The sequence below is a fragment of the Alloyangia mangrovi genome (genome assembly GCF_002300555.2).
In the GTDB taxonomy this organism is placed as follows: Bacteria; Pseudomonadota; Alphaproteobacteria; order Rhodobacterales; family Rhodobacteraceae; genus Salipiger; species Salipiger mangrovi.
In genome coordinates, this window is sequence record NZ_NTHN02000004.1 from 1 (window position 1) to 17,946 (window position 17,946).

General features: G+C 68.6%; 15 protein-coding genes and 1 pseudogene. 7 read left to right on the top strand and 9 right to left on the bottom strand.

Going from position 1 to position 17,946, the window contains the following annotated elements; all coding sequences use genetic code 11:
* Positions 1–132: 132 nt before the first annotated feature.
* Entirely contained in the window at positions 133–627 is a 495-nt protein-coding gene (locus CLG85_RS03160) for a hypothetical protein (protein WP_224848822.1), read from the bottom strand.
* Positions 628–939: 312 nt separating this feature from the next.
* Here CLG85_RS03160 and CLG85_RS03165 point away from each other — a divergent pair, with 312 nt between their 5' ends.
* A complete protein-coding gene (locus CLG85_RS03165; RefSeq protein WP_095883579.1) occupies positions 940–1,404 on the top strand; it encodes a GNAT family N-acetyltransferase in 465 nt (154 codons plus the stop codon).
* 4 nt (positions 1,405–1,408) lie between these two features.
* Here CLG85_RS03165 and CLG85_RS03170 read toward each other — a convergent pair whose 3' ends face one another.
* Complete coding sequence (locus CLG85_RS03170) at positions 1,409–1,924, bottom strand: DUF2478 domain-containing protein (protein ID WP_095883578.1); 516 nt, start codon at positions 1,922–1,924, stop codon at positions 1,409–1,411.
* 78 nt (positions 1,925–2,002) lie between these two features.
* On the opposite strand from CLG85_RS03170, the pseudogene CLG85_RS03175 reads away from it, so the two are divergent.
* The 4 genes and pseudogenes from CLG85_RS03175 to CLG85_RS03190 all read left to right on the top strand — a co-directional run bounded on the left by CLG85_RS03175 (position 2,003) and on the right by CLG85_RS03190 (position 6,173).
* A pseudogene (locus tag CLG85_RS03175) lies at positions 2,003–2,879 on the top strand (formate dehydrogenase accessory sulfurtransferase FdhD).
* Positions 2,880–2,887: 8 nt separating this feature from the next.
* The gene (gene mobA / locus CLG85_RS03180; protein WP_260348465.1) at positions 2,888–3,526 is read left to right on the top strand and encodes a molybdenum cofactor guanylyltransferase MobA; all 639 of its coding nucleotides are present in this window, start codon (positions 2,888–2,890) and stop codon (positions 3,524–3,526) included.
* On the top strand, positions 3,523–4,014 hold the full coding sequence (mobB, locus tag CLG85_RS03185; protein WP_095884463.1) for a molybdopterin-guanine dinucleotide biosynthesis protein B: 492 nt from the start codon (positions 3,523–3,525) through the stop codon (positions 4,012–4,014). The genes mobA and mobB overlap by 4 nt, the downstream gene beginning before the upstream one ends.
* Positions 4,011–6,173 (top strand): molybdopterin-binding protein, encoded by a 2,163-nt coding sequence (locus tag CLG85_RS03190; RefSeq protein WP_260348420.1) that lies wholly within the window; start codon positions 4,011–4,013, stop codon positions 6,171–6,173. Before mobB ends, CLG85_RS03190 begins: the two co-directional genes overlap by 4 nt.
* A 22-nt stretch (positions 6,174–6,195) precedes the next feature.
* Here CLG85_RS03190 and CLG85_RS03195 read toward each other — a convergent pair whose 3' ends face one another.
* Complete coding sequence (locus CLG85_RS03195; RefSeq protein ID WP_095881822.1) at positions 6,196–6,423, bottom strand: sulfurtransferase TusA family protein; 228 nt, start codon at positions 6,421–6,423, stop codon at positions 6,196–6,198.
* 152 nt (positions 6,424–6,575) lie between these two features.
* Between CLG85_RS03195 and CLG85_RS03200 the strand changes: the two genes are divergently transcribed.
* Together CLG85_RS03200 and fdhF are read left to right on the top strand one after the other, a co-directional pair.
* Positions 6,576–8,270 (top strand): NAD(P)H-dependent oxidoreductase subunit E, encoded by a 1,695-nt coding sequence (locus CLG85_RS03200; RefSeq protein ID WP_095881821.1) that lies wholly within the window; start codon positions 6,576–6,578, stop codon positions 8,268–8,270.
* A gap of 148 nt (positions 8,271–8,418) precedes the next feature.
* Positions 8,419–11,187: a formate dehydrogenase subunit alpha gene (gene fdhF / locus CLG85_RS03205; protein ID WP_095881820.1), complete on the top strand. Its 2,769-nt coding sequence runs from the start codon at positions 8,419–8,421 to the stop codon at positions 11,185–11,187.
* 72 nt (positions 11,188–11,259) lie between these two features.
* On the opposite strand, the gene CLG85_RS03210 is transcribed toward fdhF, so the two are convergent.
* The 6 genes from CLG85_RS03210 to CLG85_RS03235 all read right to left on the bottom strand — a co-directional run bounded on the left by CLG85_RS03210 (position 11,260) and on the right by CLG85_RS03235 (position 17,740).
* Positions 11,260–13,203, bottom strand: a complete 1,944-nt coding sequence (locus CLG85_RS03210; protein ID WP_095881823.1) for a sensor histidine kinase — start codon at positions 13,201–13,203, stop codon at positions 11,260–11,262.
* Positions 13,204–13,295: 92 nt separating this feature from the next.
* The gene (locus CLG85_RS03215; RefSeq protein WP_095881819.1) at positions 13,296–13,793 is read right to left on the bottom strand and encodes a DUF6505 family protein; all 498 of its coding nucleotides are present in this window, start codon (positions 13,791–13,793) and stop codon (positions 13,296–13,298) included.
* A 10-nt stretch (positions 13,794–13,803) separates the two neighbouring features.
* On the bottom strand, positions 13,804–14,514 hold the full coding sequence (locus CLG85_RS03220; RefSeq protein ID WP_095881818.1) for a biotin/lipoate--protein ligase family protein: 711 nt from the start codon (positions 14,512–14,514) through the stop codon (positions 13,804–13,806).
* Complete coding sequence (gene apbC, locus CLG85_RS03225; protein WP_095881817.1) at positions 14,511–15,575, bottom strand: iron-sulfur cluster carrier protein ApbC; 1,065 nt, start codon at positions 15,573–15,575, stop codon at positions 14,511–14,513. Before apbC ends, CLG85_RS03220 begins: the two co-directional genes overlap by 4 nt.
* 3 nt (positions 15,576–15,578) lie before the next feature.
* Positions 15,579–15,770: a DUF6494 family protein gene (locus tag CLG85_RS03230; RefSeq protein WP_095881816.1), complete on the bottom strand. Its 192-nt coding sequence runs from the start codon at positions 15,768–15,770 to the stop codon at positions 15,579–15,581.
* A gap of 23 nt (positions 15,771–15,793) precedes the next feature.
* Entirely contained in the window at positions 15,794–17,740 is a 1,947-nt protein-coding gene (locus CLG85_RS03235; RefSeq protein WP_260348421.1) for a 4Fe-4S binding protein, read from the bottom strand.
* Between the last annotated feature and the right edge of the window lie 206 nt (positions 17,741–17,946).

Sequence of the window (17,946 nt, forward strand, 5' to 3'; positions counted from 1 at the left end):
CATGCCGCCGCCCAACGCCATCCAGATGGACCCGGCAGCCCGCCGCGAAATCGTGCAATGGTACCGCGCCGCCACGAAAGGCTGAGCGGAAGCCGGCCCTGACCTGAGGGAGAAGCCAGGGCCTGACCCGCCTCAGTGCAGCGCCTGCCGCTCCACCGAAGGTCTCAGCGGCGCCGAGGGCAGCGCCGCACATAGTTCTCCCATCGCCGCGATCAGCCCCTCGGAGCAATTGCCCTCGCAGAGCAGCATTGCATGCGCCTCGGCATCGGCGATCCGCCCCCGGCGCACCGACCGGAAGGTGTTGAGAAAGAGCCGCTCGTGCCCGCAGAGCCGCGCCGCGCAGCCAGGGCAGTCGGGGTTGGAGAAGTGGAAATGGTTACGCCGGGCGGCCCGCATCTGCTGCACCGTGCGCAGCACCGCGCAGACCACCTGCGGCCCGACCTCGCGCCCCATCACCTGCTCTGCCCCCGAGATCGCGCGCAGCCAACCCTCGGCCTCGGGCTGGGCGAAGGACTGGAAGAAATAGCGGGCAATCATCAGCACCACCAGATCACTCTGCCCCAGCCCGGTCAGATCCGAGAGCCCCGCCGGTCCCTTGCCGCAACGGCCATGTCCCGCGCCGCTCATGCCTCGCACGCCATCGTGTATCGCGTGCCGTATCCCGTCTGAACCTGTGCCATGTCGCCTCCGGCTTCCGAAGGCAGCCCGTGCCTTCAAATGTGGACTTGGATCGCTCTGGCTGGCGCGCTGCTGGCCGCGCGCTTTACATGACAAAAATAGTAAGATTAATCAAGCCCCCCCGATTTCCCGCACGCGCCGCGCCACTGCCGCGTGATCACGGCATTGTTATGACGCCGGCGCATGGCGGGATCTCCGATTTGTCGGTAGTGCGACAGGCCGCGCATCTCTATCTCACCGCCGGTGCAGAAAGGATGAGCCATGGCAACCGCAGAGGCAGTGCTGACAACCGTTTCGACCGAGGGCTCCGTCCATCGGGCGGCGGCGCTGCTCTATGGCCATTGGAAACGCCTCAGCGCCGCGGCGATCCGTAGCCGCTTCCACAGCCGCGTCGGCGACGAGTGGCTGCAGCGCCGCGCCGAGTCGTGCCGCCCGGACCTGGTGCTGGGGCTTGACGCAGAAGGCGACACCCGCGCGGTGCTCGAGGTCTACCGCGTCGGCCGGACCCATGCCGAGATCGCGCTGTCGGTCGAGGACGCCTACCAGGGGCGCGGCTACGGCCGGAAACTCTTTTCCGCCGCGCTCGGCCATGCCCGCGACATGGGAATCGAGACCGTCGAGGCCACCTTCTCCCATGACAACCGCGCCATGCTGCAGATCGCGCTCGGTGCCGGCGCCAAGATCATCGCCGAGAGCGGCAACCGCTGCGCGACGATCTGGCTCTGAGCCGCTAGGCTGCTTGCGCCTCGCGGATCCGCGCGCGGCACCAGTCCGTCACCGCATCGGCGTCGGTCGGAAGGGGTTCCGCCAAATCCTCGGCAAAGGCGAGGAAGGCTCCGAGGTTGCCCGCATTCACCGCCACCAGCACCGGCACGCCGGACGAGATCGCCTCGCCGATCACCGGGCGGAACCCCCGGCCATCGACCTCCTGCTTGCCGAACTTGTTGACCAGCAGCAGCGCCGCGCCCTTCTGCAGCCCGGCGCTCACCAGCCCGACAACCCGCTCGAGCCCCTGCGGGTCGAGCCGGCAGCCGCGCGACAGCGCCCCGAGGTCCTGGCTGATGCGCACCACCTCGGTGCCGCTCAACACCTGCAGGTCCATGTGGCACTTGCTGGCGGGACCGGTCTCGATGTTGTGCTGAACGGCACCGGCGAGCGGCATCCCCTCTGCGCGCAGGCGGTCCGCCACCTCGCGCATCAAGCGGTCTACCTCGCCGCGACCCAGACCCGTTACGTACCCTAGCATGCTCGTCCCCTTGAAACTCCCCGACGCAGGTTACAAGATGCCCAACGCGCAGGCCAGAGGAGGCGCAAGATCATCCGCATGCCCGAATTCCCCCTGCTCCCCACCCCCGCCGACCCGCGCCTGACCCGGCGCATCTCGGGCACCGACCAGACCGGTGCCGAGACCGAGATCTCGGTGGTCGAGGAGCGCCCGCTGACCATCTATCTCAACCGCCAGGAAATCGTCACCGCGATGACCATCGGTGACTATCCCGAGTATCTGGCGCTGGGGTTCCTGCGCAACCAGGGGATGCTGCACGCCGATGACGTGGTGACCGGCGTCGATTACGACGAGGAGATCGAGACCGTGGTGGTCCGCACCGAGCGCGAGACCTCCTACGAGGAGAAGGTGCAGAAGAAGACCCGCACCTCGGGCTGCGCCGTCGGCACCGTCTTCGGAGACATGATGGAGGGGCTCGAGGGGCTTACGCTGCCGCAGGTCGAGGTGCGCACCTCGTGGCTCTATGCCTTGGCGAAAGAGATCAACACCACCCCCTCGCTCTATCTCGAGGCCGGGGCGATCCACGGCACGGTGCTGTGCCAGCAGGACAGGCCCTTGGTCTACATGGAAGATGTCGGGCGGCACAACGCGGTCGACAAGATCTCGGGCTTCATGTTCCGGCACGGACTGGGGGCCGAGGACAAGATCCTCTACACCACCGGGCGGCTGACCTCCGAGATGGTGATCAAGACCGCGCTGATGGGCATTCCGGTGCTGGCCTCGCGCTCGGGCTTCACCGCCTGGGGGGGTCGAGATCGCCCGGCAGGTCGGCCTCACCCTCATCGGGCGGATGCGCGGCCAGCGCTTCGTGTGCCTGTCGGGCGAAGAGCGGCTGGTGCGCGATGTCGATCCTTCGTCCGTCCCCGAAGAAGACCGCAAGTCCCGCCGGAAGTCCGCTGACGAGGCCGCCGAATGAGCCGCCCGATGCAGCAGCCGCTGGGGGTGATCCTCGCGGGCGGCCTCGCCACGCGCATGGGCGGCGGCGACAAGGGCCTGCTGGAGATCGGCGGCGCGCCGCTGCTGCAGCGGGTCATCGACCGGATCGAGCCGCAGGTGGGGGCGCTGGCGCTCAATGCCAACGGCGATCCGGGGCGCTTTGCCCGCTACCGCCTGCCGGTGCTGCCCGACACGATCCCCGGCTTCCCCGGTCCGCTCGCGGGGGTTCTCGCCGGGCTCGACTGGGCCGCCGAACAGGGTGCCGACAGCATCGTCACCGTGGCTGCCGACACGCCCTTCTTCCCCTGCGATCTGGTGCCCCGCCTGCTGCTCGCCGCCGAGGAGGCGCCGCACCTGCTGGCGCTGGCCTGCACGCCGCGCTCCGGGGACGAGGCGCTGAAATCCGGCGGCGGCAAGAAGATCAACCGGCACCCCACCTTCGGCCTCTGGCCCGTTTCGCTGCGAGACGACCTGCGCGCGGCGCTCGAGGGCGGGCTGCGCAAGGTGGTGCTCTGGACCGACCAGCACGGCGCCGGCGAGGCGCTCTTCCCAGCCGAGCCCTTCGACCCCTTCTTCAACGTCAACACGCCCGAGGATCTGGCGCGGGCACAGGCGCTCGCCTCGTGAAGGTCTACGGCGTCACCGGCAGCAAGAACTGCGGCAAGACCGGGCTGATGGAACGGCTGGTGGCGGAGGTCTGCGCCCGCGGTCTTTCGGTCTCGACGCTCAAGCACGCGCATCACAGCACCGACGTCGACCAGCCCGGCCGCGACAGCTACCGCCACCGGCAGGCCGGGGCGCGCGAGGTGCTGCTGGCCTCGCCGCACCGTTGGGCGCTGATGCACGAGTTGCGCGATGCGCCCGAGCCACCGCTGGAGGAGCTTCTGACCAAGCTGAGCCCGGTCGATCTGGTGCTTATCGAAGGCTACAAGTCCTCGCCGCACCCGAAGATCGAGGCACATCGGGCCGAGACCGGAAAACCGCTGCTGTCCCCCGCGAACGCCAGCGTCCGCGCGGTGGCCGCCGACAGCGCGGTGGAAACCACGCTGCCTCGGTTCGACCTCGACGACACCGTCGCCATCGCCGATTTCATCCTGCGCGAGGTGGGCTTGTGAGCTTCGACACCTTCGTCGTCGTGGACTGGTCGGGAGCCTCGAAACCCTCGCCCGCCAAGCCTTCGAAGGACGCGATCTGGATCGGCATCGCCCGCGAAGGCGGCGTCGAGGCCAGCTACCACCGCACCCGCGCAGACGCGACCGACACCCTCGCCACCCTCTTCGAGACCGAGCGCTCTACCGGGCGGCGGGTGCTGGCGGGGTTCGACTTCCCTTTCGCCTATCCGAAGGGCTTCGCCGAGGCGCTCACCGGTACCTCCGAGCCGCTGCGGCTCTGGCAGGCGCTGGCGCAGCGCATCGAGGATGCGCCGGACAATGCCAACAACCGCTTCCAAGTCGCCGCCGAACTGAACGATCTCTTCCCCGGGATCGGGCCCTTCTGGGGCTGCCCCGACACCTTTGGCGATCCGCGCTTGCCGAAGAGGGGCACGCAGCGGGACGGTCACGGGATGCTTGAACGGCGCAAGTGCGACGCCACCCCCGGCGCGCAGACGGTCTGGAAGCTATTTACCACCGGCTCGGTCGGCTCGCAGGCGCTGCTCGGCATCCCCCGGCTGCTGGCCCTGCGCGAGAGGTTCGGGGCCGATCTCTCCGTGCGTCCCTTCGAGCAGCAGGACACGCCGATCACGCTGGTCGAGCTCTTTCCCTCACTCATCGCCCACACCGTCGCCGCGCTGGCCGAGCCGGACGAGATCAAGGACCGGGCGCAGGTCCGCATCCTCGCCGGGGCGCTGCGCGCGCTCGACCCGCAACGGCTTGACGCCATGACCCGCGAGGGCCACCCCGAGGAAGGATGGATCCTCGGTCTTGGTCACGAGGAGGCTCTGATCCGGGCCGCGCATCGCGCCATCCCCCAACCCTGCGAGGCCCCCATGCGCTCCGATCCCGACAGCCCCCTCCTTCCGCCGCGCCTGCGCGACGATTGTTTCGCCATGCCGCAGGGCGTGAGCTGGGTGCCCGTGGACGAGGCGCTGGCCAAGCTGCGCGCCGCACTCAACCCGGTGACCGGGACCACCACCATCGCCACCGCCCGCGCCGCGGGCCGGGTGCTGGCGGCGGATGTGGCGGCCAGGCGTTCCAACCCGCCGATGCCGAACTCGGCTGTGGATGGTTACGGCTTTGCCCATGCCGCCACCGACAGCGGCGTGCAGCGCCTGCCGCTGGTCGCGGGCCGCGCGGCCGCCGGGCAGCCCTATCCCGACGCCGTGCCTGCGGGCCATGCGGTGCGCATCCTCACCGGTGCGATCCTGCCCGAGGGCGTCGATACGGTCGTGCTCGAAGAGGACACAAATACCAACGGCACAACGGTGGTCTTCGACGGACCGATCAAGCCGCGTGCCAACACACGCAAGGCCGGCGAGGACATGGCCGCCGGTGAACTTGCCCTGGCCAAGGGCCGCCACCTGCGCGCGCCCGATCTGGCGCTGGCCTCGGCGCTCGGCATCGCCGAGCTGCCGGTGCACCGGCCTTTGCGCGTGGGGGTGCTGTCGACCGGCGACGAAATCATCGCTGCCCCCCAACTGCGCGCCGCGCCGCACCAGATCTGGGACGCCAACCGCCCCATGCTGCTGTCGCTGGCGCAGGGCTGGCACTACGAGCCGGTGGACCTCGGCCACGTCGGCGACGATGCCGAAGAGATCGCGGAGCGCCTGCACGAGGGGGCGCGCGAAGCGGATGTGATCCTGACCTCGGGTGGCGCCTCGGCGGGGGACGAGGACCACGTCTCGGCCCTGTTGCGCGCCCGCGGCACCCTGTCGAGCTGGCGCATCGCGCTGAAACCCGGGCGTCCACTGGCACTGGCGATGTGGGAAGGCGTGCCGGTCTTCGGGCTGCCGGGCAACCCGGTGGCGGCGCTGGTCTGCGCGCTGGTCTTCGCGCGCCCTGCCCTGTCGCTGCTCTCGGGCGCGGGCTGGACCGAGCCGCAGGGGTTCACCGTCCCCGCCGCCTTCGAGAAGCGCAAGAAGCCGGGACGCCGGGAATACCTGCGGGCCCGGCTGAACGAGGCGGGCGCGGCGGAAGTTTTCGGCTCCGAAGGCTCGGGCCGGATCAGCGGGCTGTCGTGGGCACAGGGGCTGGTGGAACTGCCGGACGGGGCGCTCGAGGTCACCCCGGGCACACCGGTGCGCTACATCCCCTACGCGTCCTTCGGGCTGGTCTGAGGCGGGCCGGAGGAGTCGGGCCTCAGCCCTTGCGGATCAGGTAGACCTGCGTCTCGCCCTCGTCGACCTGACCGACCAGCGCATGGCCGGCCTCGTTGCAGAAATGCGGCACGTCGATCACCGCCGCGGGATCGGTGGCGACCACCCGCAGCACCTCGCCCGATCCCATGCCCTGCAGGCGCTTGCGCGCCTTGAGCACCGGAAGCGGACAGAGCAGCCCGCGCGCATCGAGTTCCTGATCCCAAGTCATGCGCCCTCAATAGCAGACGGCCCGGCACTGTCCATCCGTCTGCTGCCTCCCTTGATAGAGAACCCCTATCAACTGACGGCACAGCGATATTGACCGGCAATGACCGGATGCCCCAAGAACGGATACCCACCGCGACGACAGGGAGGCATTCGATGGCACTGGATCAGCAGCAGGGGATCTGGAAATCCGGCCGTAAGGGCGGCAAGGGCCGCGCCACGCCGAAGGGTCGCCAGCTCGACGACCGCGCCTGGGACGAGGTGAAGGCGCTGCTCGGCGACCGGCCACGGCGGCGCGACCTGCTGATCGAATTCCTGCACCTGATCCAGGACCGCTACCACCACCTCTCGGCGGCCCACCTGCGCGCCTTGGCCGAGGAGATGCGGCTGTCGATGGCCGAGGTCTGGGAGGTCGCCACCTTCTATGCCCATTTCGACCCCGTGAAGGAAGGCGAGACGCCGCCGCCCGACCTGACCATCCGCGTCTGCGACTCACTCTCCTGTGAGATGGCGGGCTCGGAGGCGCTGTTCGACGCGCTTTGCGCCGGGCATGACCCCGCCCGGGTCCGCGTGCTGCGCGCCCCCTGCATGGGCCGCTGCGACACCGGCCCGACGGTCGAGATCGGCCACCTGCACGTCGATCACGCCACCCCCGCGAAGATCAAGGCCGCGCTCGACCAGGGCGATTTCGAGCCGGTGATCCCTGCCTACGAGACCTTCGAAGCCTATCGGGCGGGCGGCGGCTACGACAAGCTGCTGACGCTGCGCGAGAGCGGCGACTGGGAGAAGGTGCAGGAGGAGATCTTTGCCGCCGGCCTGCGCGGCATGGGCGGCGCGGGCTTCCCCTCGGGCAAGAAATGGGGATTCGTGCGCGCCAATCCCGGCCCGCGCTACCTTGCGGTGAACGGCGACGAGGGCGAGCCCGGCACCTTCAAGGACCGCTTCTACCTCGAACGCACCCCGCACCTGATGCTCGAGGGGATGCTGATCGCCGCCTGGGCGGTCGAGGCCGAGACCTGCTACATCTACATGCGCGACGAGTATCCGGCGATCCACCACATCCTGCACGAGGAGATCGCAGCGCTCGAGGCCGCCGGGATCGTGGCGCCCGGCTACATCGACCTGCGCCGCGGCGCAGGCGCTTATATCTGCGGCGAAGAGTCGGCGATGATCGAGTCGATCGAGGGCAAGCGCGGCATGCCCCGTCTGCGCCCGCCCTTCGTGGCGCAGGTGGGCATCTTCGACCGCCCGACGCTGGTGCACAACGTCGAGACGCTGCACTGGATCGGCCGCATCGCCCGCGAGGGGCACCGGATCAAGTCGGAGATCGCGCATAACGACCGCAAGGGGATGCGCAGCTACTCGCTCTCGGGGCGGGTGGCCATTCCGGGCGTCTACGTGCTGCCCGCCGGCAGCACGATCAACGATCTCATCAAGGCCGCGGGCGGCATGGCCGAGGGCCATGTGTTCAAGGCCTACCAGCCGGGCGGACCCTCCTCGGGGCTGCTGCCCGCCTCGCTGGGTGACGTGGCGCTGGATTTCGACACGCTGCAGCCGCATGGCACCTTCATCGGCTCGGCCGCCGTGGTGGTGCTCTCGGACAAGGACAGCGCCCGCGGCGCAGCTCTCAACATGCTGAAGTTCTTCGAGAAGGAGAGCTGCGGGCAATGCACGCCCTGCCGTGTCGGCTGCGAAAAGGCGGTCAAGCTGATGCAGGACGAGAGCTGGGATGCGGAGCTTCTGGAGGACCTCTGCCAGGTGATGACCGACGCCTCGATCTGCGGCCTCGGCCAGGCCGCACCGAACCCGATCCGGCTGGTGATGAAACACTTCCCCGAGGAGGTGAAATGATGCGCGCAGGCTCCTCCCGCCCCCCCTGCCCGCGCGCATTTTCCCGGGCCGCAGCCGTCCTCCGCTCGATCGGACGCGGCCCGGGACCGAAATCGCCGCATGCTTTTCTGCGCTTCGCCCAAGACCTTGACCCCCGGAGCTGCCCGCCATGGCTGACGGATCGAACGTTCCCCAGACCTCCTTCATCCTCGACGGGCAGGAGGTCAGCGCCTTCCCCGGAGAGACCATCTGGCAGGTCGCCAAGCGGCTTGGCACCACCATTCCGCACCTGTGCCACAAGGACGCGCCGGGCTACCGGCCCGACGGCAACTGCCGCGCCTGCATGGTCGAGATCGACGGCGAGCGCACGCTGGCCGCCTCGTGCTGCCGCGCGCCCGCCGAGGGCATGAAGGTGACCACCGACAGCGCCCGGGCAAAGAAATCGCGCGAGATGGTAATGGAGCTGCTGCTCGCCGATCAGCCCGCCCGCGCCGAGGCGCATGACCGCGGCTCGCACCTCTGGGACATGGCCGAAGCGGTCGGCGTTTCGGAGAGCCGCTTCCCCAGACTCGAAACCAACCGCATCCCGCTGCTCGACGACAGCCACGTGGCGATGAAGGTCAACCTCGACGCCTGTATCCAGTGCAATCTCTGCGTCCGCGCCTGTCGCGAAGTGCAGGTCAACGACGTGATCGGCATGGCGGATCGCGGGCATGACGCCTTCCCGGTCTTCGACATGGACGATCCGATGGGCGAAAGCTCCTGCGTGGCCTGCGGCGAATGCGTGCAGGCCTGCCCCACCGGCGCGCTGATGCCCGCAACCGTGGTGGATGAGCAGCAGCACGGCGACAGCCGCGACTTCGACGAGGCGGTGCAATCGGTCTGCCCGTTCTGCGGTGTCGGCTGCCAGGTCTCGCTGAAGCTGAAGGACGGTAAGGTCAAATACGTCGAGGGGATCAACGGCCCCGCCAACGAGGGACGGCTCTGCGTCAAGGGGCGCTTCGGCTTCGACTACATCCACCACCCGCACCGGCTGACCAAACCGCTGATCCGTCTGGACGGGGCCGAGAAGGGGCTGAACGTCGATCCCGCCAATCCCTTGACCCACTTCCGCGAGGCGTCGTGGGATGAGGCGATGGAGGTCGCCGCCAGCGGTCTGGCGAAGCTGCGCGATCAGGGCGGCGAGACGGTCGCGGGCTTCGGCTCGGCCAAATGCACCAACGAAGAGGCCTATCTTTTCCAGAAGCTGATCCGGCAGGGGTTCGGCCACAACAACGTCGACCATTGCACGCGCCTTTGCCATGCATCGTCCGTCTCGGCGCTGATGGAGAACGTGGGCTCGGGCGCGGTCTCGGCCACCTTCAACGAGATCGAACACGCCGACGTGGCCATCGTCATCGGCGCCAACCCAATCGAGAACCACCCCGTCGCCGCGACCTTCTTCAAGCAATTCGCCAAGCGCGGCGGCAAACTCATCGTCATGGACCCGCGCGGCCACGCGCTGAAGCGCTTCGCCAGCCACATGGTGCAGTTCCGCCCCGGCGCCGACGTGCCGCTGCTCAACTCGATCATGTCGGTGATCGTCGAGGAAGGGCTTTACGATCAGGCCTATATCGACCGCTTCACCGAGAACTGGGAGCACGAGAAGCAGCACCTCGCCGGTTTCGCCCCCGAGACGCTCGAGGACCTGACCGGCATCGACGCCGCCACGGTGCGCGACGTCGCCCGCACCTTCGCCAAAGGCAAGGCGGGGATGATCTTCTGGGGCATGGGGGTCAGCCAGCACATTCACGGCACCGACAATTCGCGCTGCCTGATCAGCCTCGCGCTGATGACCGGCAACGTCGGCAAGCCCGGTGCGGGCCTGCACCCGCTGCGCGGGCAGAACAACGTGCAGGGGGCGTCCGATGCGGGCCTCATCCCGATGTTCCTGCCCGACTACCAGGATGTCACCGACGACGGGGTGCGCTCGGCCTTCACCGAGATCTGGGGCTCGGGCGACTTCAGCGACAAGAAGGGTCTGACGGTCACCGAGATCATGGACGCTGTCCATGATGGGACGATCCGCGGCATGTATATCCTCGGCGAGAATCCGGCCATGTCGGATCCGGATGTGACCCATGCCCGCGCCGCGCTCGCCAAGCTCGAGCACCTCGTGGTGCAGGACATCTTCCTCACCGAGACCGCCAATTACGCCGACGTGATCCTGCCCGCCGCCGCCTTCTACGAAAAGACTGGCACGGTAACGAACACCAACAGGCAGGTGCAGATGGGCCGCGCCGCGGCCACCCCGCCGGGTGACGCGCGCGAGGACTGGCAGATCACCATCGAGCTTGCGCAGCGGCTCGGGCTCGGCTGGGGCTATACCCACCCGCGCGAGATCTTCGCCGAAATGGCCCGCGGCATGCCCTCGCTCGACAATATCACCTGGGAGCGGCTGGAGCGTGAGGATGCGGTGACCTATCCGTCGCTCTCGCCCGAGGATCCGGGGCAACCGATCGTCTTCGCCGACGGCTTCCCGCGCGAAGGCGGCCGGGCACGCTTCACCCCTGCCTCGGTGATCCCGCCGGACGAGACGCCCGACGCCGACTATCCGATGATCCTGACCACCGGGCGGCAGCTCGAGCATTGGCACACCGGCTCGATGACCCGGCGCTCGAAGGTGCTGGATGCGGTGGAGCCGGGGGCCAACTGCTCGCTGCATCCCGCAACCCTGCGCAAGCTGGGCGTGGAGCCCGGCGGCATGGTCAAGCTGCAGACAAGGCGTGGCGAGATCGAGGTCATGGCCCGTGCCGACCGCGCAGTGGCGCCGGACATGGTGTTCCTGCCCTTCGCCTATGTCGAGGCGGCGGCGAACATCCTCACCAACCCGGCCATCGACCCCTACGGCAAGATCCCCGAGTTCAAGTTCTCGGCGGTGCGGGTGACAGCGGCGTAGCGGGGTGGGCGCGCCGTCGGGACCAAGGCGAAGCCGCAGGGCGAGCGCCTGCCCGTCCCGACGCACTGGCGCTCACCCCGCCACCGGCAACCACACCGTGAACACCGCCCCGCCATCCGGCGCGTTGGCGGCGGTGATCAACCCGCCCGCCCGCTGCACGATGCTCTGCGAGATCGAGAGGCCCAGCCCGGTGCCCTCGCCGCGGCGGGTGGTGAAGAAGGGATCAAAGAGCGACGGCAGGTTCTCCGGCGCGATGCCCGGCCCGTTGTCCCGCACCACCAGCGCCACGCCCGGCACACCATCCCGCGCCTCTTCGGCGAGCGACAGGGAAAGACGCCCCGCCTCTCCCATCGCCTGCGCCGCGTTGAGGATGAGGTTGATCACCACCTGCTGCATTTCGCCCGCGTCGATGGCGACCTGCGGCAGGGCGGGCAGATCGGTTTCGACCGCGATCGCCCCTTTACTCAGCGCGTGCTCGACCAACAGCAGCGAATCCTCGACCAGCGGCGCCAGATCCACCGTCTCGCTGCAGTCCGAGAACTCGGCCGGGCGGGCAAATTTCAGCAGTTTGCCGACGATGGCTTCCATGCGCAGGATCTGCCGGTCGATGAGCCGCAGCTCGGTCTCGACCCGTGCGGCCTCCTCGCCCAGCTCCATGCGGATCACCTCGACGTTGCCCTGAATCACCGCCATCGGATTGTTGATCTCATGCGCGACCCCGGCAGTGATCTCGCCGATCGAGGCAAGCTTCTCGCTCATGACGAGCTGGCGATAGGTCTCCTCGAGCTTGGCATTGGCTTCGCGCAGCTCGGCGGTACGCACATCCACCCGGTCCTCGAGCTCTTCGGCCCAGGCCCGCAGTTTCAGGTCGCGGTCCTGCACCTGGTCGAGCAGCCCGTCGAGATGCGCCGCCACCTGGCCGATCTCGTCCGGCCCCACCGGGCCGATCCGCGCCGAGAGGTTGCCGCGCCCGACGCGCCGCATGGTATGGGTCATCCGCTCGAGCGGCGCGAAGATGCCCTTGGCCAGCCACAGGAAGACCGGCACCGAGAGCGCCAGCACCGCCGCGAAGGCCGCCATCATCCACAGGTAGGCGGCGCGCTTGGCCTCGGCGAAGGGCGCCTCGAGGAAGCCGACGTAGAGCATTCCGACCCGCTTGCCGAAGCTGTCGCTGAGCGGCAGGTAGCCCGAGATGTACCAGTCGTTGACCACGAAGGCGCGGTCGAGCCAGGTCTGCCCCTCGCCCAGCACCGCCTGCCGCACCGAGGCCGAGACCCGCGTACCGAGCGCCCGCACGTCCTCGAACAGCCGCACGTTGGTCGAGATGCGCACATCGTCGAGAAACAGCGTCGCCGTGCCCTGCCTCGCGCCGCCGGTGACCGGGTTGAGGTAGACCAGCGTGTTGATCGCATCGATGAAGCCGAGGTTGCTGTTGAGCAAGATGCCCCCGACCAGCACGCCCTCGTGACCCGGCAGCGAGACCGGGCTGGCGGCATGAACCACCATGCCGCGGTCCTCGACGCGGCGCTCTGTGGGCACGGCGGCCTGCGTCTTGATCAGGTCGATCCGCGCGCGCGCGGCGAGGTTGCGCGGCAGCGCCGCGAGCGCCTCGGCCGGGAAGATGTCGATGGCTGTCCGGGTCTTGCCCTGCCCCGCCGCGGCAATCACCGGCCATTCGGCAGCGGCTTCGGGCACCTCGGCGGCGGGCAGATAATAGAGGAAATCCAGCAGCAGTTCCGAGCGCTTGTTGAGCAGGAACTGCCGGTCGGGGACGCCGTCCGCAAAGGCTTCGGCAAAGGCGACCGAGCCAGAAACCCCCGACAGCTCCTCGCCGGTGCGCGCCATGAGCTGCGACAGGTACTGCTCGGCGATGCGCAGGTCGCTCTGCACGTTGGCCGCCAGCACGTTGTCGTAATCCTCGGTCCAGCGGGTCATGCCGAGCAGCAGCAGGAGCGGCATCAGCACGACCAGCGGCGCAAGCGCAAGGATCAGCAGGCGCAGGCGGACGGAGATCATCGGGCGGGTCTTGGCTTTCATGTCGGGGGGGAGCCTAGCACGGCCCCTTTCCCCGGTCAGTCCGGATCGTCGGGCGGGATTTTCGGCCCGGATCAGTGGTGATGATCGTGCGGATCGTCAAGCGAGCCATGGATGGCGAACTGCTCGAGCCCGGCATCGCTGGCCTCGATCACCCGGTAGCTCTCCCGAACACCGGCGTCGGTCAACTCCCGGGCGACGGTGAGCAGCGTGTTGGGTGCATGGTCCTCGCAGAGCTCGACCATCTGCGCCAGTTCCTCGGCGGCGACCGGACGCGCGGCCTCGATCGAGGGCGCGCCATAGTAGGTCACGAAGTGCTCGGCCAAGAGGTCGGTCAGCGCCTGCAGCTCGGCGGGTTCGGCGTTGGTCACCGCGACGAAGGTCACCCGGCCAAAGGTCTCGAGCCCCAGCCAGCCGTTGGCAAAGGCCTGCCGCGCCTTGCCGGTGAGATCGCCCTCGGTCCAGTTGGAGAACTCGAAACCGCCGGAAATGCACCATTCCCCGGTGCGGGCGGGCGAGGCGAAGACGCGGGTGTCGCTCTCGTCGAAATGGATGGCGCGGGCGAGCTTCATGCAAAATCCTTCAAGGGGCGGGCTCAAGCAGGGTGGTGAGCGGGATGAGGTGGGTTGTCTCGCCGTTGCGCAGCAACATGCCGAAGTCCTCGTCGACGCCGAGGAAGGTGCCGGAATGCCCGTCCTGCGTGACCTCCTCGCCCATGTCCTGCGCCAGCGTGCGCCACTCGGCGTGCAGCGCGCGGCTGCCCTCGCCTTCCCAGCGGTTGACCCAGTTCAGCGTGTGCCGCGCCCAGGCTTCCAGCAACGCAGGCGGCTGCACCTCGGCGCAGCCCTCGGCGAAGAGCGAGGTCTGGTCGGGCGTGTCGCCGGGGCGGTCGCTTTCCGGGATGAGCGGCAGCGTGAAGCCGATGACCAGCCAGTCCGGCAGCTGCGCAGGATCGGTGGTCGAAGCCATGCAGCGGAAGCGCCCGCAGGCGGCGCCGTTGACCCGGATGCCGCCGTCCCAGTCCAGATGCACCGAGACCTCTGGCGGGGCCATGACGCCAAGCGCGTTCTGGAAGCCGACGCCGCAGAGCGGCAGCATGGCCATGGCCTGCTTGAGCGGCACCTCGGGGGCGAAGACCAGCGCCCCCTGCAGCACGTCGGCGGTGATGCGATAGGCGACCAGCCCGGCATCGCAGCCCAGAAGGGCGCGCTGGCAGGCGTGATCGAAGGCATCGGTGGTCACCTCCTCGCCCCAGAGAAGGGGCGGGAAGGCGAGTTCTTCGGTGGAGCTCATGCCACCCCCTGCGCCACCAGAGCCGAGGCGATGGCGTGGAAGGCCTGCGCCTGCGCGCTGTCGGGCTGGCTCACCACGATCGGCGCGCCGCCGTCCGAGGCGAGACGGATCTGCAGGTCGAGCGGCACCTCGGCGAGCAGCGGCACGCCAAGCTTCTCAGCCTCGGCGGCGACGCCGCCATGGCCGAAGACGTGCTCTTCATGGCCGCAGTTCGAGCAGATGTGGGTGCTCATGTTCTCGATCATGCCGAGGATCGGCACGTTCAGCTGCTTGAACATGTCGATGCCCTTGCGCGCGTCGAGCAGCGCCACGTCCTGCGGCGTACTGACCACGATGGCCCCGTCCACATGCGCTTTCTGGCTCAGCGTCATCTGCACGTCGCCGGTGCCCGGCGGCAGGTCGACGATCAGCACGTCGAGCGCGCCCCATTGCACCTGCATCATCATCTGCTGCAGCGCGCCCATCAGCATCGGCCCGCGCCAGACCACCGCCTGATCCTCGTTGGTCATCAGGCCGATCGACATCATGGTGACGCCATGGTTGCGCAGCGGCAGGATGGTCTTGCCGTCTGGCGAAGCCGGGCGGCCCGAGACGCCGAGCATCCGTGGCTGGCTCGGCCCGTAGACGTCGGCATCGAGCAAGCCCACGCGCCGCCCCTGCTGCGCCAGCGCGCAGGCGATGTTGGACGAAACCGTCGACTTGCCGACGCCGCCCTTGCCCGAGGCAATCGCGAGGATGTGGTTCACGCCGGGGATACGCTGCGGACCCTGCGGCTCGGCCTTGCGCATCTTCAGCTCGGGCGGCGCCTTCTCGGTGTGGCCGGTCAGCACGATGGAGACCGCCGAGACGCCCTCGGTGGCCTTCAGCGCGCTTTCGGCCTGGTCCTTGATCTTGGTGTAGGCGGCGCTCTGGCTGGGCGGGATCTCCATGACGAAACGCACCGCGCCCGCCTCGTCCACGTTCAGCGCACGGACGACGCCGCTCGACATGATGTCACCGCCCGCAACCGGGTCGGCGACGCTCTTCAGGACGGCCTGAACCGCCTCTCTGCTGGCTGGCAAGGTTTACTCCTGTCCCTTGATCTCGCCCGTGACCTCATGGGTCAGACCGAGCTCTTCGATGGTGATTACGGCCTTCACCGCGAATGTCTTCCCGCCGGTTTCATTGCCGCGCATGGCTTCCTCGATCGCCTGCTGCGAGGTCACCCCCACCTGCTTGAGAAACTTGCGCATGGACATATTGAAATCGTCGCTCATTCGGGCCTCCTGTGGCTCTGAACTCAGTGATCGCGCCGTTTGCTGAGGTAGTCGTCCGTGGTCCGGGGACGCGGACGCTCGCCTGCGGCAAACGGGTTGTCCTGCGCATGGTACTGCGCATTGACCCGGCAGTCGTCACACATCTGGATCATCCGCAGCTTGTCGCCGCTGAACATGGCGTGGGACTGAAGCTTTTCGGTGATCCGGTCAATGGTCGACTTCACGCCAAAGAGCGAGCCGCACTCGATGCAGGCAAAGGGCTCTTCCTCGTTGATCACGCGCTGCTCCAGCGCCTCGTCGCTGAGCAGCAGGCGCGGCTCGTAGGTGATCGCATCCTCGGGGCAGACGTTGGCGCAGAGCCCGCACTGCAGGCAGGCATCCTCCTGGAAGCGCAGCTGCGGCAGGTCGGGGTTGTCACCCAGCGCGCCCGAGGGGCAGAGCGAGACGCAGGAAAGGCAGAGCGTGCAGGCGTCGGTGTCGACCAGCACGGCACCATAGGGCGCGCCCTCGGGCAGCGGCAGGCTCTCGGTGCCGGGGTGCAGCGCGCGCGCAGCCTGGCGGGTGATCTGGCGGCGGGTGCCCATGGGCCGCACCGGCGTGGCGACCCGCGCGGGAGCAGCCTCGACGTAGAGCGCCTCGGACATGGCGTCGGGATCGGAGGTCTGCAACAGGGTGACCCTGCCGCCGCCCGCGATCGCATCGGAAAGCGCCACCTGCGCCTCGAGCGCCGGAAGATCCGCCCCCGGCCCCGGCAATACGGTCACCGAGGCAAAGCCCGCCGCCAGCGCCGCCACGGTCTCGGCATGGCCGAAGGCACCGATCGCGCGGATCTCGAGCGGCACAACGTCGGCGGGCAGCCCGTCGCCGTGGCGGGCGGAGAGGCGGATCATTTCGGCGCCATGCGCGTCGTGCACCAGAAGGCGCGGCGCATGGCCACCGGCATCAAGGAATGCCTTCGCGAGGGTCTGCGCCCGGCGCATGGTCAGATCGACCGGCGGCGCATCGTAGCTGATCGCCCCCGAGGGGCAGGCCGACGAGCAGGCACCGCAGCCGGCGCAGATCATCGGATCGACCGTCACATGCTCGCCGTCGGGCGAGATCGCCCCGGTCGGGCAAAGGTCGAGGCAGTTGGTGCAGCCGGTCTTGCCCGCGCGTGAATGCGCACAGAGCAGCGACTCCAGCCGCACGTAGAGCGGCTTCTCGAAGGTGCCGACGAGGTGCGAGGCGGCCATGACCGCCGCCGCCACGGCCTGTGGACGGCCGGGATCGGCGCGCAGGTAGCCCTCGCGCTTTTCATGCGCCGGGAAGAGCGGCGGCTCACGGCGCAGGTCTAGGATCACGTCGCATTGCGACAGGCCGCCGTCGCGCGGCTCGGTCAGGGTGAAGCTCCCGCGCCCGCCCGGCTCGACTTGGCGCAACGCGTCAATCGTCACCTTGAACTGGCCGAGCGCGCCCTGAGCCTTGCGCAACCGTCCCGTGATCACGTCGAAGGCCCGTGTGTCGGGCAGGTCTTCGGGACTTTCGAGCAGTACCGTCACGCCAAGATGCGGGGCCAGTTGCGCGGCCGCCTCAAGAGCAACCTCGGGCGCACCAAGGATAAGGCAGAGCCCCTCGGAGAGGACGTCGAGGGTCTTCTCCGGCACGGCGGGCAGCATCGCCTCGGCGGCCAGCGCGGACATTTTGGGTAGTTTGGACGCTCGGTCGGCACTCCATCCGGCGCGGTCGCGCAGGTCGAGCAACGGTGCGGGCTCCACCTCGAGCTCCTCGGCCAGCGCCTCGAAGGTGCGGCTCTCTTGGGTGCAGCAGAGGACAACATTCCCCTGCGTCAATCCCTTGGCGGCGCGCTCGATCTGGCTGGTGCAGAGCGCCTTGCAGGGGGGCGCGACCTCGAATCCCGTGGCTTTGGCGAGCGCCTCGGCATCGATGGACTGCGAGCCCATACAATCACATGTAATCAAGGTCTTGGTCATGATTTCCTTCCTGGCGAACGGCGCGGATTCGGGCCATTTCCCGCTCGGTTAGGGGGGTAGCTAGCCCCGATTCGCCCCGCCCCACAACTCAATTCCGCGAGCGGAAAGCCGCCCATCCCCTGGTCTGCGCCCCGCCGCGGATCGGGGTGATTCGCATGCCGCGCCGCAGCACCTTTCCGGAGTAAAAAAGTCAGATTGGACAGTTT

Coding starts and splice junctions, on each gene's coding strand:
- CLG85_RS03160 (WP_224848822.1), bottom strand. CDS start 627: ATGAGCGGCGCGGGACATGGCCGTTGCGGCAAGGGACCGGCGGGGCTC.
- CLG85_RS03165 (WP_095883579.1), top strand. CDS start 940: ATGGCAACCGCAGAGGCAGTGCTGACAACCGTTTCGACCGAGGGCTCC.
- CLG85_RS03170 (WP_095883578.1), bottom strand. CDS start 1,924: ATGCTAGGGTACGTAACGGGTCTGGGTCGCGGCGAGGTAGACCGCTTG.
- mobA (WP_260348465.1), top strand. CDS start 2,888: ATGCAGCAGCCGCTGGGGGTGATCCTCGCGGGCGGCCTCGCCACGCGC.
- CLG85_RS03195 (WP_095881822.1), bottom strand. CDS start 6,423: ATGACTTGGGATCAGGAACTCGATGCGCGCGGGCTGCTCTGTCCGCTT.
- CLG85_RS03200 (WP_095881821.1), top strand. CDS start 6,576: ATGGCACTGGATCAGCAGCAGGGGATCTGGAAATCCGGCCGTAAGGGC.
- fdhF (WP_095881820.1), top strand. CDS start 8,419: ATGGCTGACGGATCGAACGTTCCCCAGACCTCCTTCATCCTCGACGGG.
- CLG85_RS03210 (WP_095881823.1), bottom strand. CDS start 13,203: ATGATCTCCGTCCGCCTGCGCCTGCTGATCCTTGCGCTTGCGCCGCTG.
- CLG85_RS03215 (WP_095881819.1), bottom strand. CDS start 13,793: ATGAAGCTCGCCCGCGCCATCCATTTCGACGAGAGCGACACCCGCGTC.
- CLG85_RS03220 (WP_095881818.1), bottom strand. CDS start 14,514: ATGAGCTCCACCGAAGAACTCGCCTTCCCGCCCCTTCTCTGGGGCGAG.
- CLG85_RS03230 (WP_095881816.1), bottom strand. CDS start 15,770: ATGAGCGACGATTTCAATATGTCCATGCGCAAGTTTCTCAAGCAGGTG.
- CLG85_RS03235 (WP_260348421.1), bottom strand. CDS start 17,740: ATGACCAAGACCTTGATTACATGTGATTGTATGGGCTCGCAGTCCATC.